At 54.5% G+C, this 25804-nt stretch carries 22 protein-coding genes; 19 read left to right on the top strand and 3 right to left on the bottom strand.

Annotated elements, in window-relative coordinates:
• The first annotated feature begins 16 nt into the window (after positions 1–16).
• From virB5 to virG, 8 genes are all read left to right on the top strand, one after another.
• Positions 17–679: a pilin minor subunit VirB5 gene (gene virB5, locus RRH01S_RS25155; RefSeq protein WP_042474851.1), complete on the top strand. Its 663-nt coding sequence runs from the start codon at positions 17–19 to the stop codon at positions 677–679.
• Between the two features lie 100 nt (positions 680–779).
• Positions 780–1667 (top strand): type IV secretion system protein, encoded by an 888-nt coding sequence (locus RRH01S_RS25150; protein ID WP_042474849.1) that lies wholly within the window; start codon positions 780–782, stop codon positions 1665–1667.
• Positions 1668–1688: 21 nt separating this feature from the next.
• Positions 1689–1868: a type IV secretion system lipoprotein VirB7 gene (locus tag RRH01S_RS33630; protein WP_374188766.1), complete on the top strand. Its 180-nt coding sequence runs from the start codon at positions 1689–1691 to the stop codon at positions 1866–1868.
• Entirely contained in the window at positions 1855–2568 is a 714-nt protein-coding gene (locus RRH01S_RS25145) for a type IV secretion system protein VirB8 (RefSeq protein WP_042475081.1), read from the top strand. The genes RRH01S_RS33630 and RRH01S_RS25145 overlap by 14 nt, the downstream gene beginning before the upstream one ends.
• Positions 2565–3446 carry a P-type conjugative transfer protein VirB9 gene (virB9, locus tag RRH01S_RS25140; RefSeq protein WP_042474844.1) on the top strand — a complete coding sequence of 294 codons (882 nt, stop codon included), beginning with the start codon at positions 2565–2567 and terminating at the stop codon, positions 3444–3446. The genes RRH01S_RS25145 and virB9 overlap by 4 nt, the downstream gene beginning before the upstream one ends.
• The gene (virB10, locus tag RRH01S_RS25135) at positions 3443–4576 is read left to right on the top strand and encodes a type IV secretion system protein VirB10 (RefSeq protein ID WP_042474842.1); all 1134 of its coding nucleotides are present in this window, start codon (positions 3443–3445) and stop codon (positions 4574–4576) included. Before virB9 ends, virB10 begins: the two co-directional genes overlap by 4 nt.
• A 40-nt stretch (positions 4577–4616) precedes the next feature.
• Entirely contained in the window at positions 4617–5648 is a 1032-nt protein-coding gene (virB11, locus tag RRH01S_RS25130) for a P-type DNA transfer ATPase VirB11 (RefSeq protein ID WP_110924661.1), read from the top strand.
• Positions 5649–5868: 220 nt separating this feature from the next.
• On the top strand, positions 5869–6630 hold the full coding sequence (gene virG, locus RRH01S_RS25125) for a two-component system response regulator VirG (protein ID WP_161990910.1): 762 nt from the start codon (positions 5869–5871) through the stop codon (positions 6628–6630).
• A gap of 133 nt (positions 6631–6763) precedes the next feature.
• Here virG and RRH01S_RS25120 read toward each other — a convergent pair whose 3' ends face one another.
• Positions 6764–7372 (bottom strand): conjugal transfer protein VirC2, encoded by a 609-nt coding sequence (locus RRH01S_RS25120; RefSeq protein ID WP_042474836.1) that lies wholly within the window; start codon positions 7370–7372, stop codon positions 6764–6766.
• Positions 7373–7374: 2 nt separating this feature from the next.
• Entirely contained in the window at positions 7375–8070 is a 696-nt protein-coding gene (locus RRH01S_RS25115; RefSeq protein WP_042474834.1) for a conjugal transfer ATPase VirC1, read from the bottom strand.
• Between the two features lie 256 nt (positions 8071–8326).
• Here RRH01S_RS25115 and virD1 point away from each other — a divergent pair, with 256 nt between their 5' ends.
• From virD1 to RRH01S_RS25075, 9 genes are all read left to right on the top strand, one after another.
• Positions 8327–8773, top strand: a complete 447-nt coding sequence (gene virD1 / locus RRH01S_RS25110; RefSeq protein ID WP_042474831.1) for a T-DNA border endonuclease subunit VirD1 — start codon at positions 8327–8329, stop codon at positions 8771–8773.
• 27 nt (positions 8774–8800) lie between these two features.
• On the top strand, positions 8801–10141 hold the full coding sequence (locus tag RRH01S_RS33625) for a T-DNA border endonuclease VirD2 (RefSeq protein ID WP_080705466.1): 1341 nt from the start codon (positions 8801–8803) through the stop codon (positions 10139–10141).
• A gap of 271 nt (positions 10142–10412) precedes the next feature.
• A complete protein-coding gene (locus RRH01S_RS25105) occupies positions 10413–12737 on the top strand; it encodes a virA/G regulated protein (protein WP_234711739.1) in 2325 nt (774 codons plus the stop codon).
• 59 nt (positions 12738–12796) lie between these two features.
• Positions 12797–14791, top strand: coding sequence for a type IV secretion system ATPase VirD4 (gene virD4 / locus RRH01S_RS25100; RefSeq protein WP_042474826.1), 1995 nt, complete (start codon positions 12797–12799; stop codon positions 14789–14791).
• Between the two features lie 107 nt (positions 14792–14898).
• Positions 14899–17397: a virA/G regulated protein gene (locus RRH01S_RS25095; RefSeq protein ID WP_042474823.1), complete on the top strand. Its 2499-nt coding sequence runs from the start codon at positions 14899–14901 to the stop codon at positions 17395–17397.
• Positions 17398–17973: 576 nt separating this feature from the next.
• Positions 17974–18165: a type IV secretion system effector chaperone VirE1 gene (gene virE1 / locus RRH01S_RS25090; RefSeq protein ID WP_042474821.1), complete on the top strand. Its 192-nt coding sequence runs from the start codon at positions 17974–17976 to the stop codon at positions 18163–18165.
• A gap of 13 nt (positions 18166–18178) precedes the next feature.
• The gene (locus tag RRH01S_RS25085; RefSeq protein ID WP_042474817.1) at positions 18179–19849 is read left to right on the top strand and encodes a type IV secretion system single-stranded DNA binding effector VirE2; all 1671 of its coding nucleotides are present in this window, start codon (positions 18179–18181) and stop codon (positions 19847–19849) included.
• Positions 19850–19914: 65 nt separating this feature from the next.
• Positions 19915–21969: a virA/G regulated protein gene (locus RRH01S_RS25080; RefSeq protein ID WP_042474814.1), complete on the top strand. Its 2055-nt coding sequence runs from the start codon at positions 19915–19917 to the stop codon at positions 21967–21969.
• 253 nt (positions 21970–22222) lie between these two features.
• Positions 22223–22687, top strand: coding sequence for a cupin domain-containing protein (locus tag RRH01S_RS25075; RefSeq protein ID WP_042474812.1), 465 nt, complete (start codon positions 22223–22225; stop codon positions 22685–22687).
• A gap of 245 nt (positions 22688–22932) precedes the next feature.
• Here the strand turns inward: RRH01S_RS25075 and RRH01S_RS25070 are convergent, their stop codons facing one another.
• Positions 22933–23124, bottom strand: coding sequence for a hypothetical protein (locus RRH01S_RS25070; protein ID WP_042474809.1), 192 nt, complete (start codon positions 23122–23124; stop codon positions 22933–22935).
• A gap of 239 nt (positions 23125–23363) precedes the next feature.
• Between RRH01S_RS25070 and RRH01S_RS25065 the strand changes: the two genes are divergently transcribed.
• Both RRH01S_RS25065 and RRH01S_RS25060 read left to right on the top strand, forming a co-directional pair.
• A complete protein-coding gene (locus RRH01S_RS25065; protein WP_042474806.1) occupies positions 23364–24137 on the top strand; it encodes a DeoR/GlpR family DNA-binding transcription regulator in 774 nt (257 codons plus the stop codon).
• Between the two features lie 60 nt (positions 24138–24197).
• Positions 24198–25766, top strand: coding sequence for an ABC transporter substrate-binding protein (locus RRH01S_RS25060; RefSeq protein WP_042474804.1), 1569 nt, complete (start codon positions 24198–24200; stop codon positions 25764–25766).
• The last annotated feature ends 38 nt before the right edge of the window (positions 25767–25804 follow it).

Genomic DNA, 25804 nt, shown 5'->3' with positions numbered 1-25804 from the left:
TCAAAGGTAGGAAACTATGAAGACGACGCAACATATTGCAATGGCGTTGACCGTCAGCCTTCTTTCTGCTGGCTCCGCGCGGGCGCAGTTCGTTGTTAGCGACCCGGGGACGGAAGCCGAGACGCTGGCGACGGCGCTCACAACTGCTGAAAATCTCAGTCAGACTATAGCGATGGTTACAATGTTGACGTCGGCCTACGGCGTCACCGGACTGCTGACTTCGCTCAATCAGAAAAATCAGTATCCCTCGACCAGGGACTTGGACACGGAAATGTTTTCGGCGCGAACACCAATGTCGACCATGGCGCGTGCGATCACCACCGATAGAGATCGCGCCGTAGTTGGTGGCGACGCTGAAGCGGAACTGTTGCGGTCGCAGATCACCGGTGCCGCGAATAGCGCCGGCATTGCGGCCGACAACCTGGAGGCGATGGACAAACGCTTGACGGCGAACACCGAGACGTCGGCACAGCTTTCTCGCTCCCGCAATATTATGCAGGCAACCGTCACCAACGGTTTGCTTCTCAAGCAGATTCACGACGCAATGATTCAAAATGTCCAGGCGACCAACTTGTTAACGATGACCACCGCCCAGGCTGGCCTTCATGAGGCCGAAGAGGCGGCAGCTCAACGCAAAGAGCATCAAAAGACTGCGGTCATCTTTGGGGTCGCCCCCTGAGATTGCGCAACTTATTCGTGCTGTCCATCCGCACACTTCAGCATGCAAGTTTAGTGTATCCGACATTCCGCGACAAGCCAGTCAAGGTCAGGTCCAAACGATGAACTTCACGATTCCGGCGCCGTTTACGGCCATTCATACGATCTTCGATCTAGCCTTTACTACAGGCCTCGACACGATGCTTGGGACGATCCAGCAGGCGGTGAGCGCGCCATTGATCGCCTGTGTCACTCTTTGGATTATCGTTCAGGGTATTCTGGTCATGCGTGGCGAAATCGACACGCGCGGTGGTATCACTCGGGTGATCACGGTCACCGTCGTTGTTGCCCTTGTCGTCGGGCAAGCCAACTACCATGACTATGTGGTTTCAGTCTTTGAAGAGACGATTCCAAACTTTATTCAGCAGTTTAGTGGCAGTGGGCTGCCACTGCAGACCATTCCAGCTCAGCTGGATACGATGTTCGCCCTAACCCAGGTCGCATTTCAGAAAATCGCATCCGAAATCGGGCCAATGAATGACCAGGACATCCTTGCATTTCAGGGGGCTCAATGGGTCTTTTACGGCACGCTCTGGTCTGCGTTCGGAATTTACGACGCCGTTGGCATTCTCACGAAAGTGCTGCTGGCGATCGGTCCGCTGATCCTCGTAGGATATATCTTTGATCGCACTCGCGACATTGCGGCCAAGTGGATTGGTCAACTTATCACCTACGGTCTCCTGCTTCTCCTGTTAAACCTCGTGGCGACCATCGTCATTCTAACTGAAGCGACTGCGCTCACCCTTATGCTCGGGGTAATTACCCTCGCCGGTACAACCGCGGCTAAGATCATTGGTCTTTACGAACTCGACATGTTCTTTCTGACTGGTGACGCGCTCATTGTCGCTTTGCCGGCAATCGCCGGCAACATCGGAGGCAGTTATTGGAGCGGCTCGACTCAATCTGCCAACAGCTTGTACCGACGCTTCGCTCACGTCGAGCGCCGCTAGGCGCGCGAAAAGATCGCGTCAATGGAGAACTCGATGAAATATTGCCTACTATGTATGGTTCTCGCTTTAAGCGGTTGCCAGACGAACGACAAATTGGCGAGCTGCAAAGGCCCAATATTCCCGCTGAATGTCGGGCGATGGCAGCCTACGCCGTCAGATCTTCAGCTCACCAACGCGGGTGGACGCCATGAAGGAGTCTGAATACGCCTTGTTGGTAGGGCGGGAAAGCCTAGCTGAGCACTACAAGGCAGTGGAGGCTTTTCAAACTGCGCGTGCGAAATCGGCGCGGCGTCTCTCCAAGGTCATTGCAATTGTCGCGGCCGTTGCGGTCTTAGGGAATGTTGCTCAAGCCTTTACCATTGCCACCATGGTGCCGCTGATCAGGCTTGTGCCAGTATATCTATGGGTACGGCCGGATGGCACCGTTGACAGCGAGGTATCCGTCTCGCGATTGCCTGCAACTCAGGAGGAGGCCGTCGTTAACGCCTCGTTGTGGGAGTATGTTCGGCTGCGCGAGAGCTATAATGCCGATACCGCCCAGTACGCCTATGACCTGGTATCGAACTTCAGCGCCCCAACAGTGCGCCAAGATTATCAGCAATTCTTCAACTATCCCAATCCCAGTTCGCCTCAAGTGATTCTCGGCAAACGCGGCAGGCTGGAGGTCGAGCACATCGCTTCGAATGATGTCGCTCCGGGTGTGCAGCAAATTCGCTATAAACGGACCCTCGTCGTCGACGGCAAAATGCCGGTGGTGAGCACGTGGACTGCGACAGTTCGCTACGAAAAGGTGACCAACTTGCCCGGGAGATTGAGACTGACCAACCCGGGAGGTGTGGTTGTCACCTCCTACCAGACATCGGAAGATACCGTTTCGAACGTAGGCCACAGCGAACCATGACGAAAAAAGCGTTTCTCATTCTGGTATGTTTACTTTTCGCCGCGACCGGCGCGAAGGCTGAAGACACGCCGGCGGCCGGCAAACTCGATCCGCGCATGCGCTATCTGGCTTACAATCCCGATCAAGTGGTGCGCCTATCGACGGCGGTTGGAGCCACCTTGGTTGTTACATTCGCGGCTAACGAAACGGTTACCGCTGTTGCCGTTTCCAATAGCAAAGATCTCGCGGCCCTTCCGCGCGGAAATTATCTTTTCTTCAAGGCTAGCCAGGTTCTGCCGCCCCAGCCAGTGGTCGTGCTAACTGCCAGCGATGCCGGGATGCGGCGCTATGTTTTCAGCATATCTTCCAAGACGATGTCGCGCCTCGATAAAGAGCAGCCCGATCTCTACTACAGCGTACAATTCGCGTACCCTTCCGATGACACAGCGGCTCGCAGGAAGGAGGCACAAGAAAAGGCTGTTGCAGACCGTCTGCATGCAGAAGCACAATATCAACGCAGAGCGGTGGATTTATTGGATCAGCCTGCCACGACCGTTGTTGCCGGAGACAAGAATTGGCATTACGTCGCTCAGGGCGATCGTTCGCTGTTGCCGCTCGAAGTCTTCGACAATGGATTTACGACGGTATTCCACTTCCCAGGCAATGTGCGCATACCCTCCATCTACACGATGAATGCCGATGGCAAAGAGGCTGTCGCGAACTATTCAGTCAAAGGGAGCTATGTCGAGATTTCTTCGGTTTCCCGTGGCTGGCGTCTGAGGGATGGCCACACCGTACTATGCATCTGGAATACCGCTTACGATCCCGTGGGCCGGAGGCCAGAGACGGGCACTGTGAGGCCTGATGTGAAGCGCGTCCTTAAGGAGGCGAGGGGATGAACGACGATAATCAGCAATCGGCGCATAATGTCGATGCATCTGGATCTCTCGTCTCCGACACACATCGCCGGCGCCTTTCCGGGTCTCAAAAGTTGGTCGTAGGAGGTGTCGTTCTCGCGTTATCACTTAGCCTCGTTTGGCTTGGTGGGCGTCAAAGGAAGGAAAATGGAAACGCACCGCCGGCAACCATGATTGCTACGAACACCAAGCCATTTCATCCGGCTCCAATTGAGGTTCCGCCTGATCCTCCGGCTGTCCAGGAAGCCGTCCAGCCGACTGCTGTTCCACCAGGACGAAGTGAGCCGGAGCGGCATGAACCGCGCCCGGAAGAAACACCGATTTTTGCGTATACCAGTGGTGATCAAGGGATCAGCAAGCGCGCCAATCAGGGCGAGATTGACCGAAGACACGAAGACACAGGAGAAGACAGGTCCTTGCCGAACGGCGAAGTAGCTACCGAGAACGATCTGTCGATACGCATGAAGCCCACTGAGCTACAGCCTAGCAGGGCTACGCTCTTGCCCCACCCGGACTTCATGGTGACGCAGGGGACGATTATTCCGTGCATCCTACAAACGGCAATCGACACAAATTTGGCAGGTTATGTAAAATGCGTGTTGCCTCAAGATGTTCGTGGAGCAACGAATAATGTCGTGCTTCTCGATCGTGGCACCACCGTTGTAGGCGAAATCCAACGTGGTCTACAGCAGGGTGATGCGCGCGTTTTTGTGCTTTGGGATCGCGCGGAGACGCCCGACCATGCCATGATTTCGCTTGCATCGCCAAGCGCAGACGAACTCGGTCGCTCGGGATTACCGGGCATGGTCGATAACCACTTCTGGCAGCGCTTTAGTGGGGCCATGCTCTTGAGTGTGGTGCAAGGAGCCTTCCAAGCAGCGAGCACCTACGGTAGTAACTCGGGCGGCGGGATGAGCTTCAACAGCTTCCAGAATAACGGTGAACAAACGGCGGACACAGCCCTCAAGGCCACCATCAACATACCGCCAACTTTGAAGAAAAATCAGGGGGACAAGGTCTCCATTTTCGTGGCACGGGACCTCGATTTCTCGGGCATTTACCAGCTTCGCACCACTGCCGGCACGGTGCGGGGACGGGATCGCCGCCCTTAAAGAATTCAACTTTTCGCTTACAGATGGGGATACAATACAAATGGAGGTGGATCCGCAATTACGCTTCCTGCTCAAGCCGATTTTGGAGTGGCTCGACGACTCGAGGACCGAAGAAGTTGCGATAAACCGACCTGGAGAGGCATTTGTACGCCAAGCTGGCATCTTCACCAAATTGCCTCTGCCTCTGTCCTATGATGATCTCGAAGATATCGCTATTTTAGCTGGCGCGCTGAGAAAGCAGGATGTCGGACCACGCAACCCCCTTTGCGCTACTGAACTTCCAGGTGGTGAGCGGCTGCAAATTTGTTTGCCGCCGACCGTCCCGTCGGGTACCGTCAGCTTAACGATTCGGCGCCCAAGCTCCCGTGTTTCTGGTCTTAGAGAAGTCTCGTCCCGTTATGCTGCTTCGAGGTGGAATCAGTGGCAGACACGAAAAATGCGGCAAGATCAGCATGATGACGCTATCCTTCAGCATTACGACAACGGGGATCTGGAAGCGTTTCTGCACGCGTGCGTCGTTGGTCGACTGACGATGCTGCTTTGCGGCCCCACTGGTAGCGGCAAGACGACGATGAGCAAAACCTTGATCAGCGCTATCCCGCCGCAGGAAAGGCTGATCACCATTGAAGATACGCTCGAACTGGTCATTCCACACGAGAACCACGTAAGGCTACTCTATTCTAAAAATGGGGTTGGGCTGGGTGCCGTGACCGCCGAGCACCTGCTCCAGGCTAGTCTGCGTATGCGACCGGACCGAATACTGCTCGGCGAGATGCGCGACGACGCTGCATGGGCTTATCTGAGTGAAGTCGTCTCAGGGCATCCGGGATCGATTTCCACAATACACGGCGCCAATCCCATTCAAGGTTTCAAAAAGCTGTTTTCACTCGTAAAAAGTAGTACGCAAGGCGCTAGCTTGGAAGATCGCACACTGATTGACATGCTCGCAACGGCCATCGATGTGATCATACCTTTCCATGCCTACGATGACGTCTATGAGGTGGGCGAAATCTGGCTTGCGGCAGAGGCGCGCCGTCGAGGCGAGACCATAGGCGATCTTCTCAATCAATAGTAGTATTCCTTCCACTCAAAATATAACGGGGTTTGTTACAAAATTACATTTGTAGCAAAGCCCAGCAATCTTTGTCATGAAACTGAAACAATTCGTTAGCATTTTTGTCATGCACGGGCCGGGCCGAAATTCTGCCGGAGTTCCCGTATAGTGAGAAAAAATTGACGAGTGGAGTCTAACACATACATCCTTTGCATGCATAGATTCCGTTGAGCTGCAAATTGCTGGCCAGGATCCTAGATTGAAAGGCGAACCGTTGAAACACGTTCTTGTCATAGATGACGATGTCGCTATGCGTCATCTTATAGTCGAGTACCTTACGGTACATGCCTTTAAGGTGACCGCTGTAGCCGATAGCAAGCAGTTCAATCGCGTGCTCTCTTCCGAGACCGTCGATGTTGCGGTTGTCGATCTTAATTTGGGTCGTGAAGATGGGCTTGAGATCGTTCGCACCCTGGCGACCAAATCAGACGTCCCAATCATAATTATTAGCGGTGATCGCCTTGAGGAGGCGGACAAAGTTGTCGCGCTCGAACTGGGAGCAACCGATTTTATCGCCAAGCCTTTTGGGACCCGCGAATTTCTAGCGCGCATCCGTGTTGCATTGCGCGTGCGGCCCAGCGTCGCGCGAACGAAAGATCGACGCTCATTTTATTTCGCTGACTGGACCCTTAACCTCAGGCAACGCCGTTTGATTTCGGAAGAGGGCGCTGAGGTGAAACTCACGGCAGGTGAGTTTAATCTTTTGGTTGCTTTCCTGGAGAAACCGCGAGACGTCCTATCACGCGAGCAGCTTCTGATCGCCAGTCGAGTGCGCGAGGAGGAGGTATATGACAGAAGTATAGACGTCCTCATATTGAGGCTCCGCCGAAAACTCGAAGAGAACGCAACAAACCCTCAGTTAATCAAGACTGCAAGAGGCGCCGGCTATTTCTTTGACGCTGACGTGAATGTTTCCTATGGAGGCATGATGGCGGCCTGATGCAGTGGTGCCTACCGGACTTGGCACCCTGTTCCCAAAGTTAACTGATTGTTCTGGCCGAGTGGCATGGGCCGCTTACACTCCGTACTCCGAGCACATCAGCACTGCGAAGTGGTCGGATAGGTCCTAAAGGTTAGCCTCTAGTCTTCTTCTCTCCAGCGAAGAAAGATGCAAGCGCGGCTGTAGCCAGTTTGTGGCCAAAAGCCCGGGCAGTCTCCAATCCCAACGGATCAAAATGATTGCGAGCGATTTTTAGCAGCGATACCGGGAACATGCGGGAGGTCTGAACGATGATAGATTTTTCGGAAATTGCCTGGGGAACCGCGTAGCTATTCGGGGCCGTGCTAAATGATCCGTCCGCCAACATGTTCTCAAAATCGGCGAGTGCACGGCGCAAGATCATCTGCAGCGCCTTGGAAGCGCTGTACTGCAGAATCAAGTTATCATATATCTTTGATACCTCAGGAGCGGGTGGTCGCGCCGAAAGAAAGACCTGGATCTTTTCCGGCGGCGCAGTCGAACTCAAGGCGTCCGCCGTTAGCATTGATTGCCGATCGGAGTTGTCACGACGCTTGGCGGCGATAGGAGGAGGTGGTCGATCTTCCTGTCCGCCTCTTTCAGGTAACTGCGGTTGCGCCGAGTTTTTTGAGGAACGAGCTGGGATTGGGTGAACGATCTCCGGTCGCGCGGCAGCAAGCCGTCTTGCTTCACCGACAGACAAAGCGGGTTTGCGGATCCCCATCTTCAGTTCCCCAAGGTTTCGCCGATCAATTCTGAAATTGTCACGAGTTCCTCCATCGCAATTCTGAGGTTCCGCTCGAGGAGGCGCATCGTCGGATCATTTGCCGTGTTCAGCAATGTGAGATGCAACATGCCACGCTCCTTCATTGCAGCGAATGCGTCTCTTTCGTGCATTGGAGATTGCACGACAGGCAGGTTCGCCAGCATGTCTGACATCGCGCGTTGCGACGTGGTCAATCGGCCAACCGGGACCCGCTGGCGCAACACGGCGGTCGGGATCACCAAGTTCTCGCTCAGCAGCAGCTCGACGACATAACGGTATGTTGAAAGAGCCTCATCGACATCGAGCGGAGTTAACATTGTGGGGATCAGAAGCAGGTTTGAGCTAGCGATGATTGTGTTGTTGAGCTCGCTCGAACCACCATGCGTATCGGCCAACGCATAGTCAAAATCTTGAAGCTCGGCGTCCTCATAAGCCGCTTCAAGAAGTGACATTTCTTCTGCAGCGTACACCTCGCAGGATGTATCCCAGGTGTTGCTACGCATGGCGTTTTCTTTCCATCGCGTTAAGGGGCGGTTCTCATCGGCATCGAAGAGAGCCACTCTTTTGCCGTCTCTTGCAAAAGCGGCGCAAAGACCCATGAGCGCCGTGGTCTTGCCGGCGCCTCCTTTAAATGAGCAAAATGTCAGAAGTTTCATGAGTTTATCCTGCCGACGTTGTGAACGAAAGTGCGTCCGTATTTTTGTTTGTATGTGTGGCTGTGTGTATAAAAGAAAACTACCAGGCATATATTTCAATTGCATTGAAAGATAATTGCAAATGTAACTATACAAATCGAACTATGCGCAGGATATTCTTGAGTTTATTCCGTTCGAGGCTAGGCTCTGCTGGTCTCGACTGGAGAGTTCCACTCCGAAACAAATCCAGATCATTCCGCTTTCTATGGAGCAAGCCATGTCGCAAAGCGAAAAACCGACTTCAAGTGACATTGTCGACCGGCGTGAAGGCCCGAAGATTGAAGGTTTCAAGGTCGTTAGCACTCGTTTGCGATCGGCCGAATATGAGAGCTTCTCCAGCCAAGCCCGTCTGCTAGGGCTCTCCGACAGCATGGCCATAAGAGTTGCGGTCCGCCGCATTGCCGGCTTTCTCGAAATCGATGCAGAGTCTCGTCAGACGATGGAAGCCATACTTCAGTCCATAGGAGCACTCTCAAACAACATTGCCGCGCTGCTGTGCGCCTATGCTGAAAATCCGACAACGGATTTAGGGGCTCTGCAAGCTGAACGAAACGCTTTTGGTAAATCGTTCGCTGACCTCGACGGCTTGCTCCGTACCATTTTGTCCGTATCACGGCGAAGGATCGACGGTTGCTCCATGCTGGCGGACGCCTTGCAGAACTGACGTAGCACCTGGCGGGGAATTTGTTGGATGCCCGATCGGTCTCAAGTCATCATCCGCATCGTGCCAGGAGGTGGGACGAAGACCCTCCAACAGATTATCAATCAGTTGGAGTATCTATCCCGGAAGGGCAAGTTGGAGCTGCAGCGCTCGGCCCGGCATCTCGATACTTTCGTACCACCGGATGAAATCCGCGAGCTCGCCCGAAGCTGGGTTCAAGAAACCGGAACTTATCACGAAAGTCAGCCAGACGAGGAAAGGCAACAGGAGTTGACCACCCACATCATTGTAAGCTTCCCTGCCGGTACAAGTCAGGTAGCAGCCTATGCAGCGAGCCGGGAGTGGGCAGACGAGATGTTTGGGTCAGGCTCAGGGGGAGGCCGATACAACTATCTTACAGCCTTTCACATCGATCGCGATCACCCACATCTGCATGTGGTCGTTAATCGTCGCGAACTTTTGGGGCACGGCTGGCTGAAAATATCCCGACGCCACCCCCAACTCAATTACGACGCCTTGCGCATTAAAATGGCCGAGATTTCACTTCGCCATGGCGTCGTCCTCGAGGCGACCAGGCGAGCTGAGCGCGGCATCACCGATCGGCCGATGACTTTTGCCCAGTATCGACGCCTTGAGCGGCAGCAGGCCAATCAAATTCGTTTCGAGGATCCTCATTTCGAACAATTCTCGCCTGGGGGAAACGACCGAGAACCGGATCAATCTTTCAATTCTTCGTACGGTGAGCTACCTCAAAACGTGTCAGAAGGTTCGGAACGAAACGAGTGTCTACAACCGGTGTCTGAAGTGCGTTCCCGCGCACCAGTCGGGTCGAACGGCGACGGCGTGACGCCGAATCGTGTACCGTCTGGAAACGATTCCCGTTCTCAATCCCGCGGCGATGAAGCCTTTGTGGACGATGACAATTTGAGGAACGGCCCTCTCACCATAGCCGGAGACGGCCAGGATCTTGAAGGCCGTTCTGGCACTCATCGTTTGGCAACCGTCACGCACACAACACGCGAAGATGACGTTCGGCAACGACCTCTTCGAAAACGGCCTCGCGGTGATGAGGAAGAGCAGAGCGGCGCAAAACTGACCAGGGTAAACGAAATTCGGACGGGAGTGACAATCACCGACGTAGCGGTTGCCCCGGACGATCCGATAAGATCGCCGATACAGCCCCCTGAACCAAATCCGTTGCATGACCCGGGACAGACCAACATCGCTACGGACGGATTGCCTCCGAGAGCCGATCGCCCGCAGCAGCGACAGCCAAATTCTAAGCGTCCTCGTGATGATGACGCCGAGCCGAGCATTCGCAAGCGGTCAAGGGACGGGCGCAGCCAAGGGGATGAGGGAAATAGAAGGTAGAAAAGGATCGATCATGGCAGATGAAGAATTCCGTCGAGACTTGAGCCGCTCCACTACGGTGAACTCGAATTCCTCACGACCATTAATTCCTGGTGGGGCTCGCGACCTTCCAGGTACTTCCACCGGAAATCAACGGCCTGCAACCCATCCCCAGAATACCGCAGAGATACCCCCGGCGAGATCAGCCGAAGCTCCGGCAGGCCAATCAGCGGTCTTTCCGAGGAATAAAGGGTATTTTCGTACGGCCATGCAATACCTGCGGGAGATTGAAATGCAGTCCACTGCCGCAGCGTACCACGAAACGTCGTCGTCACGTTTTGGCAAGGGGCAAACAAAGCGATTGCGCGAACACGAGCAAACCGGTGACGAAAGTGAATCAGTGGCGAAACGGAATACCAGCTCGGAAAAGCAGGTGGGTACTATTGCCGCGTCTTTGGCTATGAACCATAGCTCGACCGCGACGCCTGCGTCGCAAGGGGCGCACCGGTCTGTAATGGAGCTGGATAATATCGAAGAGGCTGGAGAGAGCGGTACGCAATCTCAGCACGAAATTGCGACGCAACCTGTTGACACAAGCGCTTTTGGTTCAAGTCATGAAGTCATCATTCCTGGAGAGGGCCAGCCTGAAGAAACATTCGACAGCGCACCGGATTGGATGGTAGACAGCGGGGATAGCCTTCCTTCGACGGAACAAGGCTTCTCTGGGCCAGGGTTAGATGACCTTGATTTGCTCGCCGACAGCAGTTCGCCGCTCAGTACTCAGGTTGTTCCTGCTGATATAGCCGCTACGAATTTAAGCATTGACGCAGGGTCCACCAGCACCGAAAGCACCCAAATCCTCGCCGACAGTGACTATTTCGACGACGCGACCGAAATCGGTAGCGAAACAGCTTCAGGATTGATCCAAGAAGGTTCCGTTCGATCGCTTGGCTCACCGGAGGAACGCTTCGATGCATTTCCCGAGTTGACCGACGAGGACTTGGCGCAGATTGACGCACTCTTCAGAGCCCCCTCGCCTTCGAGGCGGGATGTTGCGCACACTATTCATGCGGTCAGCTTGGACGATGCCTTCTCACGCGAGGATCTTGCCGCAGGCCACGACGGCTGGCTTACGAATCCTGCGGTCCATCAGGAAACTTCTCGGCAGGAATCGAGCCCATTAGAAACGAAGTCCGACGACTTCCCCGAACTGACCGAGGAGGACCTGGCGCGGATCGACGCACTCTTCGAAGCCCGCTCGACTTCGGCGCGGGATGTTGCACCCGCTGTTCCTGCGGCCCCGTTGGGCGATGTTTTCTCAGGCAAGGATTTTGCTGCGGGCCTCGACGGACTACCTAGAGACCCCGCGGCCCATCAGAGGACTTCGCGGCTGGTGACAAGCCCATCAGAATCGAATTCCAACGACTCCGAATGGACGGACGAAGAGTTAGCGCGGATCGACGCACTCGTCGAGCTGCATTCCAAGAGGCGTCGTTTCGAGCAGGATGTTGCTGGAAAATCTCATAGGCTCAGTCTGAACGAGGCTATCGAGGAGGTTCGTTCGCCCACTACGGTTTCGGGAACGAGCGTCGCCCGGGCGGCACCTATCACGCTCGAAAGCGGAGTATCTGGACTACCGCAGGCTACCCAAGCGGAGCCTTCAGGCTCGGACGTCGCGGGGCCACTGAAGATCGGCAAGGCACCGCGTGTCGATATCCGACGAGATGCTTCGGATAAAGAGAAACAAAAAATCTCGTTAGATTATCAGGTTCAGTCAGAATCTGGCGCATCCTATGTTTACCAGCCGCGACACCCGTCCATTCAAACGATTTTCGATGCTGAACATCTTGGTGACCACCTACTAATTGGGAACGAGCCAATTCCTCCTTGGCCCCACCCGTTGAACCACGTTATGCGCTTTGAAACATGCAAGCAACTATTTGAAAGATTGCGGAAGTGGCCGACTGCGGAGGAGTTGGAAAACAGTGTGATCCTCGTCAAAGCGGATGGCGCGCAAAGATCCTACATGCCGCGAAACCAGCTCCTTTTGCATCTCGGGCCGGAAAAGTATCTGGAACGAATGAACGCGCTCGGTCTCTCCGGAAATGCTTTCAGCGGATTGAAGTCCGGTAGCAAATATTTCTATTATACACCTGCTGGACCACGGATCAGCGAACATGATTATGAGTTCCCGCGACAGGCGGGCGTGCACAATCCGGAGGTGATGGTACAGCATCCTAGCGGAACCTTCTTTTCGTTTTGGCCAAAACTTCTCAGGTTGGAAAGGCTTGCGACTGTAACGGATACGTATGGCGCGGAAAATGTTTGGCTCAAATCGCCAGGCAACGCTTACATGACGCCGGAAACCTATAATTCCAAAGTTGCGAACGGCGCCGAAAACCTTTTTATCGAGTTCATACATCCCACTCGTGTCCACGACCACGTTGGCGAACCTGGAACGTCAAACGCAAAAACTGTCGGTGACCTAACCGAAGATCGCGCGCAACATGCAGACCGGTTAGCAGATCAGTCCATGGGCCGGAGCGGGCATGGCCGTGACGCGCAGCGTGGTACGAGGGCGTTTGAACCGCGGGTGCGGGAAAGCTATGGGCTGTAGATCCAGCTGCCGGTAAACAAATTGGCGTTTCCAATAGGTGAACAAAGCGTGGTTACGTGATGAATTCAGGCAAGTACACGCCATTACGCCTAGCTGTGAGCATAGCATGTTCATTGGCAGCTGGGTTTTGTGCAGCCAGTCTCTATGCAACATTTCGCCATGGCTTTACTGGCGAAACGATGATGACTTTCAGCGTTTTTGCGTTCCTGTATGAGACACCACCTTATTTGGGATACCAAAGCCCCGCGTTCTATCGCGGACTTGCCATTATCGTTGCCACGTCGACGCTTGTGTTGCTATGCCAACTATTGTTCTCGATGCGCGATCGCGAACATCACGGCACTGCTCGCTGGGCAGGCTCCGGTGAGATGAAGCACGCCGGCTACCTTCGGCGCTACAGTCACGTCACGGGTCCCATCTTCGGCAAGACCTGTGGACCACGTTGGTTTGGCAGCTACCTGAGTAATGGAGAACAACCTCACAGCCTTGTTGTCGCGCCGACTCGTGCTGGTAAGGGCGTTGGCGTCGTTATCCCGACGTTGCTAACCTTCAAGGGCTCGGTGATTGCTCTGGACGTGAAAGGCGAACTATTTGAACTCACATCGAGGGCGCGTAAATCAAGCGGTGATGCGGTTTTCAAGTTCTCGCCCTTAGATCCAGAGCGGCGAACGCACTGTTACAATCCCGTCCTGGATATTGCCGCGTTGCCGCCCGAACGGCGCTTTACAGAAACGCGCCGCCTCGCTGCGAATCTCATCACAGCCAAAGGCAAGGGAGCCGAAGGTTTCATCGACGGGGCACGGGATCTTTTCGTAGCAGGCATATTGAGTTGCATTGAGCGCGGCACACCAACGATCGGTGCCGTTTACGATCTGTTTGCTCAGCCGGGCGAAAAATACAAACTATTTGCGCAACTCGCGGAGGAAACACAAAACAAAGAGGCTCAGCGCATCTTCGACAATATGGCGGGAAATGACACCAAAATATTGACGTCCTACACATCGGTGCTCGGCGACGGCGGACTCAATCTTTGGGCCGATCCACTCGTTAAAGCGGCTACAAGCCGCTCGGATTTTTCCGTCTACGATCTGCGGCGGAAGAGGACTTGTATTTATCTTTGTGTCAGCCCGAACGATCTCGAAGTCATAGCGCCCTTGATGCGTCTGCTCTTCCAGCAGGTTGTATCAATCCTGCAGCGATCGCTGCCACTTTGGGATGAACGGCACGAAGTTCTGTTTCTCCTCGATGAGTTCAAGCACTTGGGCAAGCTGGAAGCCGTGGAGACGGCAATTACGACGATCGCCGGCTACAAGGGCCGCTTCATGTTTATTATTCAGAGTCTGTCGGCTTTGACAGGAACTTATGATGAGGCTGGTAAGCAAAATTTTCTCAGCAATACGGGTGTCCAGGTATTCATGGCGACTGCTGATGACGAGACGCCGACCTACATTTCTAAGGCTATCGGCGACTACACGTTCCAGGCTCGCTCAACGTCGTACAGCCAAGCGCGCATGTTTGATCATAACATCCAAATCTCCGACCAAGGAGCACCGCTTCTGCGCGCCGAACAAGTCCGCCTACTCGACGACAATTATGAAATAGTCCTTATCAAGGGCCAACCTCCCCTCAAACTGAGAAAAGTGCGATATTATTCGGATCTCATATTGAAGCGGATTTTCGAAAGCCAACAGGGTTCCCTTCCCGAGCCCGCATCTTTGATGCTGCCGGGAGACACAAACCTCTTTGACGGCAAGCTCGGCCAGGGAGCAGCCGATACAACTTTGCAAAAACCGGTGCAGATTGAAGAGAGTGACTATGGAGAAGTCGGTACCCCCCAAAGCAGAACCGTGGCTGATGGAGAGCACAGCGTGTCAATACCAATAGAAGTTCGCCCGGGTTCAAACGGAGTTGGTGACAAGCGGGAGTACAAAGGTGCGGACACCGCAACCTCCGAGACGCTTGCGGAAATTGCTCCAGCCTTTTTGGCGCAGCGCGAACTCCTGGACCAGATCATTTCGCTCCAGCAACGAGGTAGAACGGCTTCCAGCACTTGAAGATCGTTGTGACGCCGCATCGGATCGAGTCTTGCTAGCGCCGTCAGATGTTATGTTTCGTGAATGCATTACTACCGCTGAAGGTTGCTGTTTAATGAGATATCGCCATGAAACCGTCGGGAAGCTCGAAAATTGGATTCGCCGAGTGGGCTGAATACTCGCTCGAGGTTAACGCCGGGGTTACGCCTGTCCTTCATCCCAAAGAGCCTTTGAACCGTTTTGCTAGCTCCCCATCTGACGGCCAAACGGATCACCGGGCAAATTCATCTGCGCCATTCTTTTATGAGGGAATGAGACTGGGTGCTGCCGAGCAGTCCGCTTATGAGACATGGGATAGAGCGGACAGGCCCAGTTGGAAAGACCTGATACTGAGCGCTCGCGTGAATGCGATTGACAGTTCCGCTTGGAATTTCGATGTCGGAGAAAGCACCTCTTCGGTTTTTGTCTATGAGGGGGTTCCTCTGGGGGGAGGGGAACGGCGTGCCTACGAGGAATGGGTGGAGCCGGGGCAGCCCAGTTGGCAAGAACTCGTTGTGAACGCGCGTATTGAAGAGCTAGACACCTCTACTTCAATTCCGAATGAGTATAGTCGCCTTCACGAGGAATTCAGATCCGATGCACCTAAGCGTAAGCGGACGAGCTCGATTGACAAAAAAGACGGTTTCCCTGAACCATTTGAATTTGATGGGATGAGACTCGGCTCACCTGAGCGCGAAGCATATGAGAATTGGAGCAAACCGCAACCACCATCCTGGAAAGACCTGATAGTTGACGCCCGTCTTCAGGCAATCGGCAGTTCTACCTGGCTCAACGAATCAAATGACAGCTCGGTCTTCGAGTACGAAGGCGTCCCGCTTGGGGAGGGGGAACGGCTAGCGTATGAAAAATGGCTCGAGCCCGCGCAGCCAGGATGGGAAGACCTCGTTGTGGACGCACGCGTCGCGGAATTGCACTCTGCTTCGATGTCGTGCGAACACGAACGGGGCAAGGACGTTGCTTCCAACGAGTCAGGGCGCATGTCCGGCGCCCCAATTAACGGCAAGCAGGTGTTGCGTGCCTTTGTGTACGATGGAGTTGCGCTCGGAGCAGCCGAGCGCGCTGCACATGATCGCTGGAGCAAGCCGGACCGACCCACCTGGGAAGATCTTATCATAGACGCACGCCAAGCTGCTATTGAAGGCGATGCCGTTTCGAACCCGGCGATCGGGAAGATACCTTCTTCAGTCTTCGTATATGAGGGAATGTCGCTTGGGGATGCGGAACGTCAGGCGTATGGAAGGTGGAGGCAACTAGCCCAGCCGCGGTGGCAAAATCTGGTGGTGAACGCGCGTCTGGCAGAGCTCGACCCATCGGCCTGGATTCTCGATGAACATGATCCGTTTGAGGATGGCGAGGCGGTTGCTCCCCCATCGGAAGCAAGCACAGCCAGGAACATTCTTCCCATTTTGGATAATCAACCGGCATCGCGCCGGCCCGGTCTTGCACGTGACGCAGCACAAGAGACGGCTCACGTGCAAAACCCGGCATGTGCACAATTGGAAACAAGGCGCACACTAAATTTCGGGTCCTCTGGACCGGATTCAGACCAAACCGCGATCATCGCCGGCAGTAATCGCCTCGAGGGTGCGAGCAAAGTAAAGCGGCTCGGCACCAAGAGCCACCGAGCCGCCACAGCAACGGCCTATGACGCGATTTCCAGCGCGAATGGATTGTCGTCCGATGAAGGTTGTTTGACGATACAATCCCCTCAGCCAGAAAAAGCCGTGCGCTCGAGAAATGACAATATTGGTACTTATGGAAGTCGGAAAAATGAACGAGCGCGGCTCGCGACCGAGACCGGGAAGTACGAGTCGGAGCATATTTTCGGATTCAAGGTTGTCCACAATACCCTGCGGGCGACAAAAGAGGGCCGGCGGCTGGAAAGGCCGATGCCTGCCTACCTCGAATGCAAGGAGCTTCATCGCCAACATGTTGGCACTGGCAGGAGACGGACCGGACTGATTGGGCGCGGATGGCCAGATGATGCAAGCTATCGCTCAGACCAAAGGGCAACTCTGTCGGACCCTGTTGCGTCTGCGGAGGGTGCGACCGCTTCAAATGGGTATCAGTTGAACCAGCTAGGCTACGCGCATCAACTCGCTAACGATGGTTTGCAAAGTGAATCGCCCAATGGAGTCACCATGCCAATTCAGGTCGCGACAACTAGCTATAACTATACGGTGAGCCGTGATCCTGTCCTTTCACCCCCCAGCAAAGAGCAAGCCCCTCAATTGCTGCACCTTGGACCCCGTGGGCAAACAGAAGCTGTGCTTGCCCGAGAGACCGCATTGACCGGAAGATGGCCAACTCTCGAGCGTGAGCAGCAAGTATACCGGGAGTTTTTGGCTCTATATGACGTCAAGAAGAATCTGGACGCCAAACCACTTGGTATGCGGAAGAAAAAAACCGCCCTTGTTTCTGCGTTGGACCGGACCGCCGGTTTGATAGGCGCGTCACCTTCGAAAGCTCAATCGTCGAGCGCGAAGGACGACAATACCATCCCGCACGACGAGCGAAGAGTCTATGATCCGCGGGATCGAGGCCGTGCGGAGCACCGTGAACGCTGACGGTAGGATCCAGAATGACAATTCATTGTGGCATTCCGACAGACTATCATTCACAGGGGCACCGTTTACTCGGCCACTTTCTCCTGCGGCCTTCTTTGAAAAAGTCGCGCTAACTCCGTGATTTAGCGAGAGTTACATATGAAACGCGATATTCGTTTAATGACTGAGGCTCGGATGGTAGGTTCAACACAAACTCATTTCTATTCGGAGTCTAGATTGTGCCCGAAGAGAGACTGCCGTTGCAAGAGTCTGGAAATACTGTGCACGGTTGATGTTGATTGGACCGCTTGCGTCCCAAGCTGGCTTTCGTCTGAACCGCTTGCCGCCGATAGTCAAGTTCACTTGGCAGACAATCCGACAATCTCAGGGTGTGACTTACTTTAAGGGACACTTGGTTGAAGAAGCGAGATGGAAACTGCGTACCGGAACAGCCTCGCACCAGGCCATTTGGGACCGTGAAGATGGAGAAAGCTCTAATTTGCGCTCATGAATTTCCGTCCGATGTTTTTAGGTTGGGCTTAGGCCCGGAGCGGCAGGCGCTAGGAACGTCGTAATTTCTGTAGGAGAAACAACGATATGGCAATCATCAAACTAAATGCGAATAAAAACAGGCCTGTCTTGGCGGTTGAGGAGCCGCAAGAAATTCACACAGAGGAGTTGAGCAACAATCACCAGCCGAATGGTTTTACGAGTTTGGATCTCGAAATGATCGAACTGGAGAATTTTGTCCTTCACTGCCCGCTCCCGGAAGAGAACCTAGCTGGCTAAAAGGAGTTAGACGATGAATCCGAAGGCCGACGGCAACGATGAATATATCAATGTGACTGGCGAGCACGACGTCAAAAATGCTGGTGTCGCCGATCTAAAGCGCCAGAGGACAGCGGGCGTGAATTCAAACACGACTTCCGATATTGAGATGACGGGCAGCTACGAAATTCTCACACACGACATCCACGGGAGCCCCACCCACACGGAAGATATCAACTCTCACCTGGATGCGGAGTTGCTCGGCTCTCAGTCAAGCCATGTTTTTAGCAGCGCCCATGACAATCGGTCTGGGGTTGAAAATGAGTTATCCAGCTTGTTCGCGAATATGGCTTTACCAGGCCATGATCGGCGCCCAGACGAGTATATTCTTGTGCGGCAAACCGGACAAGACAGCTTCGCAGGTACTGTTAAAGGTAACCTCGATCATCTGCCCACCAAGGCGGAATTCAATGCGAGCTGCCGGCTCTATAGGGACGGGGTCGGCAACTACTATCCCCCACCCCTCGCATTCGACAAGATTGATGTTCCCGAACAATTGGCTGCAAGCTTGCATAAGCTGGAGCCAAAAGAACGGAGCAAACCGCGTTTTCAATACAAGTTGGAAGTCTGGAACCGAGCTCACGCGGAGATGGGTATCACCGGCACAGAAATTTTTTATCAAACAGACAAGAATATCAAGCTCGATCGAAATTATAAGTTGAGGCCCGAGGATAGATACATACAAACAGAGAAATATGGGCGCAGAGAAATTCAAAAGCGCTACGAGCACGAGTTTCAAGCTGGTTCTCTGTTGCCCGATATTTTAATCAAGACCCCGCAGAATGATATACATTTCTCGTATAGGTTTGCCGGCGACGCTTACGCTAACAAGCGATTTGAGGAATTCGAACGCGCCATCAAAAATAAGTACGGCAGTGATACCGAGATCAAGCTGAAATCCAAGTCTGGCATTATGCATGACTCCAAATATTTGGAATCATGGGAGCGAGGCAGTGCGGATATCCGTTTCGCAGAGTTCGCCGGCGAGAACAGAGCTCACAACAGGCAATTTCCGGCTGCGACTGTGAATATGGGAAGGCAGCCAGATGGGCAGGGAGGGATGACTCGCGATCGTCATGTAAGCGCTGACTACCTATTGCAAAACATGCCCAGTTCCCCTTGGGCGCAAGCCTTGAAAGAGGGAAAGTTGTGGGATCGCGTTCAGGTCCTTGCTCGCGACGGAAACCGTTATATGTCACCTCCCAGACTGGAGTATTCCGACCCGGAACACTTTACCCAGCTGATGGATCGAGTTGGTCTGCCCGTGTCGATGGGTCGGCAAAGTCATGCGAATAGTATCAAGTTTGAGCAGTTTGACGCACAGGCAGCGGTTATTGTTGCAGAGGGCCCGAACTTACGTGACGTTCGAGATTTGTCTTCGGAAAAATTGCAACAACTGTCTCAAAAAGATGTCCTGATAGCGGATCGCAATGAAAAGGGTCAGAGAACTGGCACTTACACTAGTGTTGCGGAATATGAGCGCCTGATGATGAAATTGCCGAACGACGCAGCGCAGCTTCTCGCTGAACCGTCCGATAGATATTCACGTGCTTTTGTCCGGCCAGAGCCAGCATTGCCACCCATCAGTGACAGCCGGCGGAGTTACGAAAGCCGGCCGCGTGGTCCAACCGTAAACAGTCTGTAGGTTTCCTGCTAGCACGTCAGTGACGAAGCCCACTAGTTCAAACATGCCAATGAAAGGGTTCAACAATGGTCGACACGACGAAAAAAAGTGTCGCGAAGTCGCTTACGGCTGACATGCGCCGTTCTGCTAAGCGGCTTTCTGAGCAAACGCGTAAGGCATTACTTACTGAAGAGGAGGCAACAAGGACGCTAGCCCGGTTCGAAACCCCGGACCAGAAGCGAAAATATGCCGCCGATATGCAGATAATCGACAAGCTGGACGCCGGCTTTCGAGGCGAAATAAGTTATAAAATGCTTGGAAATAAACGGCTTCGGGTCGACAGCCCAGAAGAATTAACGCGCGAGCATGGTATACTAAGAAAAACGAAGAAAGTTCTGAAGCGTAACGCAGAAACCGGCGATATTTACTTGGGTCTCCACGAAAAGAAGACCTGGAGAAGCGTTAGCAGCCATCTCTATGCCGAGGACGGTACACTTCGCGCGAAGCTTGTGAAATACAAACACGGACGCTTTGAGGAAAAATGGGAACGAGACGAAAATGGCCTGCTGATCCGTACGCGGCATGTCAACCGAAATAGGCTTTTTCAACCGATTTCCGAGAAGGTGAGCGCACCCTATCGGAGCGGACCGGAAAACCGGGTCTTTCGTGAACTAACCCGTCAAAAAGGTTCCAAGCAGGAAATTTTTGAGCGGGACGACAAAGGCAACCTCGAGCTCGTCGGCAGCAAACGTCTCGGATTTTCGAAGAATTTAACGAGAGCCGCGGACCGTCAAACTTCTCGGACGACGATTCGAAAACTTGGTGGCGCATTCAGCAAATCTTATAGCTCCCTCCTAGACAAGGAGGGCAACGAACTTGGCCGGGATATATCAAGTCACCGCCGGCTCTTCAATAAGCGATCGGCCGTTTACGATGATGCCAGCGGGCAATTGAAGAGCACCAAGCATACCTTCGGTAAGATCTACAAGAGTGAAACAGCGTATTTGAACGCTGATGTCAAAAAAGTCTCAAAAAAGATACTTGGCGTGACGGTTCGTCGCAAACTGACGGCGCTAAGTGAACAAGAACATGACGCTCAGAAGCTGCGCGATTTGGAATCCGTTGAGCATAGGAAGGCTTGGCAGAAGCGCGCAGTTATCCCCATATCGCCTCTACGGGAGGCGGCAAATGTGCATTTAGCGCCGCAGTCGTATCCGGTCAGTTTTGTTGGAGGCGGCCGTCGTGACGAGGCCGAAACTAAGGTTGTGCCTGCACAAGGCCAACCAATTGATGCCGTTGTACAAACGTCACCCTTGTTTCGCCAACCGAACTCAGAGCGACAGGTCAATTCTCAAACACCACCTCCGTTGTCAAATGTGCGTCTCTCAGATCCAGCTTTTCGAGCGGAAGGGGCTAAGTCGTACAAAGAGCCACTGGCCATCAATCTCCAGCGTGATAATGAAAGGGAAATGCAAGAAGAAAAAAACCTCAGTGAGAGGCCGGGACATCTCTTCCGGTCAAACCGGCCAATAACAGAGATGTCGTTTCCGGGATCCCCGGAAAGAACAAGGATGTTAGGCTCGCGGAAGGCCTCGCTAAACCCATCCGCCGATCAGAAATTCTCGGTCGATAGAACGAATTCCCAACCACCGCCGGTGTCTTTATCCCCGATCAATAATCATCAGTCGGATCCAAACGACCAAGACCTCTTGAGTTTCCTGCATAGTGTACCAGTCCCGCCGCCGTTGGAAGTACATGCCGCACCAGGCGGGCGCATTGAGGACAGCTTCCGTGAAGCTTCCGGAGACAGTCTGGTGCGAACGAGTTCAGTGCCGAGGAGTGTAGTCGATGAACATTTTCAAGGGCCTTTGGAACGCGATCATTCAACCAATACAATAAGCGAGCGCTTTGATCCGCAGTCATTGTTTGGCGAACCGGGCTTGTCGCACGTCTCAGAAGGCCGGCCAGAACTTTCGACGCAACGCGACCATTTGACAGATTCGGAACAGCAAGCCTTACTGAATGAATTGCTTGGTGTTCCATTACCGGGTCCTTTGCCGAAGGCGGATAACGAGCGATCGAGGGTTTTGGAAAGCTCACGGAGCCGAGAGCGCTCCATGTCAGGAGGGCTTTCACTTTAGAATAGATATACCGTTCACATACATCTGGCATCTACCCATTGGCTTGATTGAAACAGACCAAGCCATGCGGAACACGCCACTTTGAAGCGATGCTCGAGAAATAGTTGAGAGCGTAGGACATCGTGATGAAACGCAATCGCTTCAGTGACATCCCGCTGCAGGACTTCGACGCATCGCAGGCGACTCGGTGAGAAATTTTTGCGCCGCCCGCGATGCACTTGTATTGGGCCACCAGATCCAGGGGAGCAATGCCATGAGTGTTCCATCGAAGCCCACCTGCCGTGTCGTGCGGCCCCGCAGCGCCTATTCCGGAAAACAGGGCTTCAGCTATTTTGAAGGGATTGCCGCCGAGACAGTGGGCTCGACGGGGATCTGCATGCATCTCCTGACGATACCGCCGGGTGCTCGTGCCAAGGCGCATCTTCACGCCTCGCACGAGACGGCGATCTATACGATTTCCGGCGAGACGCATTGCTGGTTCGGCGACGAGCTGGAAGAACACGTCATCGTTCGCGAGGGCGAGATGTTCTATATCCCGGCCGGCGTCCCGCATCTTCCCGCCAATCTCAGCGACCGGCCGGCGCCAGCGGTCATCGCCCGCACCGACCCGAACGAGCAGGAAAGCGTGGTCCTGCTGCCGGCTGAGATGACCGCTCTGCGTCGTCGGTTGCCCGAGGACATAACAGTCCGCAATCATTATCCGGCCTTACATCAATGATGTCTTTATGCAATCGTAGCGCCATTTCGGCTGATCAGCGGGTCGGCTCGGCCTGAACGAAGCCCATACCTTCCAGGTCCATCTTTTGTCTAGTTTCCACGCCGGACGAACCGGCCCTCCTCGAGGCCGAACCGCTCGATAGCAAGGGGGGCGGCTATGGCGCTGGCCCGTGCTTACAGCGAGCGGTGCGGAGTAGGATCTGCACCATCGGACGCGGACTCCTGTCCGTCAAAACGTCAAGATGACTAGAGATCCCGATATTTTGAGAAACCAGCCGGTGGGCAAAGCAGGGAGGATTGCTGCCCACCGGCATCCTGCCCGCGCCGCCTCGCAGACAGGATGAAGCGCTTGTCGGGCGGGTTTGAAGGTTCCTGGAAGCCAGAGAGATTGCGGCGCGTGAGCTGTTCGCGACGCCGCTCAAATGCGCGATTGTCCAAGACTTTCCTCCTGTCTTAACCTGCCGTCTGCCTCCGGGTCACCGTATGAGCGATATCGATCAAACAAACAATAGGGTGGCAGGGGATCAGAGCTCGAGTTAGTTGCGAGCACTTATGCTAGTCGCAGAAAAACTGGCTTTGCGGACTGTAGTGTCATGAATTCTTCATTTGACTACGATCTGTTTCGCTCATAACGGTGATCGATATAGATCACGCATCTGTCAATAGGGAGGTTGCCGGTGCTCAATAATGCCCAGGATCGCCAAGGAAGGATCGTCGAGTTGTTGCGCGAGGAGCAGTTCCTCGCCATCGGTACGCTGACGGAACGCTTCCAGATATCGGTGGCGACCGCCCGTCGTGACCTGGGTGAGCTCGAAGCTGCCGGGCTGCTGCGTAGAACCCATGGTGGCGCAGTCAGCATCAATCAGGTTGGGCAGGATTCCACCCATGCGGCTCGCGCCGTGTCTCGCCAGCCGGAAAAGGCGGCGATTGCCGCCGCTGCTGCGGCAATGATCGTGGACGGAGACGCGGTTCTTCTGGACGCCGGCACAACTGCGCTGGAAGTTGCAAAGAGAATCGTGGGGCGCACTGGGCTCACGCTGATATCGAACGGCGCCGACATCATTGCGGAATTGATCCGCGGTGAGGCGAAAAACGTCTATTCGGTCGGCGGAGAATACACAGACACGAACCGGTCCTTCAGGGGCCCGCTCGCCGAGCAGTTCATCCGCCAGTTCAACGTCGACAAGCTCATCCTCAACGCCAGTTCGATCGACCTCGACCGGGGATTGATCTGCACGGCGTCACCACAGAACGCGAGCGTCCAGAAGGCAATGATCGAGGTGGCGAGCCGCGTCATCGTCGTAGCAGACCACTCAAAGTTCACGAAATCGAGCCTCTCTGTGACCGCCAGGATCGAAGACGTCGGTGTCATTGTTACCGACGCCGGCGCCCGAAACATCATCGAGACAGCACCGGAGAAGCTGCGGAAGAAGTTCGTCATTGCGAACTAGGTTCGAAGTCCGCGGGAAAGCATCAGCAAACTTCAGACAGAGCAGGGAGAGGAAAACCAGATGCTCAAGACAAATCGTAGAGAATTCCTAATCGCTTCCGGTATTGCGGCGCTGGCATCGACCACCGTCGGCACGCTGGCCTTCGCGCAGGAGCGCCGCGCACTGCGCATCGGCGTTAACGGCCTGCCGCCGACACTCGAGCCGATTAACGCAATCAGCAACACGGGGCCTCGTATCGTCCACCAGATTTTCGACACGCTGATCGCACGTGACTGGTTCGCCAATGGCGCGCCGGGCAACGGTATCGCGCTGGCGCCGGCGCTCGCAGAGAGCTGGGAGCGCATCGATGACAAGTCGGTCCGTTTCAAGTTGCGCCAGAAGGTCATGTTCCACAACGGCGCGGAAATGACTGCGGACGACGTCGCTTATACGTTCTCATCGGAGCGGTTGTGGGGTGACGAGGCGATCAAGACCATCCCCAACGGCCGCAACTTCTCGCCCAATTGGGATGAGCCCGTCGTAGAAGACAAATACACGGTCGTCTTGCGCACCAAAACGCCATCTTATCTGATCGAGAAATACGTGGCGTCGTGGCTCGGCCGTATTGTTCCGAAGGAATACTACAAGGGCCTCGGCCCGGTTGCCTTCGGCAACAAGCCGATAGGTACCGGTCCCTACAAGTTCGCCGACTTCGTCGCCAACGACCATGTCACCCTCGAGGCGAACGACGCATATTGGGGAACGAAACCCACTGCCTCGAAAATAACCTATCAGATCGTGGCTGAACCGGCGACCCGTGTCGCGGGCCTCATCAGCGGCGAGTACGACATCATCACGACGTTGACGCCGGACGACCTGGCGCTGGTCGACGGCTATCCGGATCTCGAAACACGCGGGACGCTGATCGAGAACGTCCACATGTTCACCTTCAACATGAACCAGCCGATCTTCAAGGACAAGAAGCTGCGGCGCGCACTAGCGCTTGGCGTGAACCGGCCGCTGATGGTCGAGTCGCTTTGGAAGAACAAGGCATCGATCCCCAACGGGTTCAACTTCCCGAGCTACGGCGGGAGCTACGATCCCAAGCGGCGTCCGTTGGAGTATAATATCGAGGAAGCGAAGAAGCTCGTGAAAGAGAGCGGCTACGACGGCACGCCCATAACCTATCATACGATGGGCAATTATTACGCCAATGCCGTTCCTGCCTTGATGATGATGATCGAGATGTGGAAAGAGATCGGCGTCACGGTCGTCCCGAAGATCTTTGCTCCAGGGACCACGCCGAAGGACGCGGATGTTCTGATCAGGAACTGGTCGAACGGCCAGTGGCTGACCGATGGTCTCACCACGATGGTCTCCGAGTTCGGCCCCGGTCGCGGCATCCAGAAGCGGTGGGGCTGGCAGGCGCCAGCGGAATTCAACGACTTGGCCGGCAAAGTTGCGCAGCTTCCAGACGGGCAGGAGCGCTTCGATGCCCTCAACCGCATGCGCGATATCTTCGAGGAAGAGGCACCCGCAGTCCTTCTCTACCAGCCGTACGACGTTTACGCGGCCCGGAAGGATGTCAACTGGAAGCCGGTCAGCTTCGAAACGATGGAACTGCGGGCCGAAAACCTCAGCTTCAAGTAATACTAATCCGTCGAGTAGGCGGTGCGCATCCGTGCGCA

Origin of the sequence: Rhizobium rhizogenes NBRC 13257 (assembly GCF_000696095.1) — a bacterium.
GTDB lineage: Bacteria > Pseudomonadota > Alphaproteobacteria > Rhizobiales > Rhizobiaceae > Rhizobium > Rhizobium rhizogenes.
Note: the sequence above shows the minus strand (reverse complement) of the source record. Positions and strands in the feature narration are given on the sequence as shown.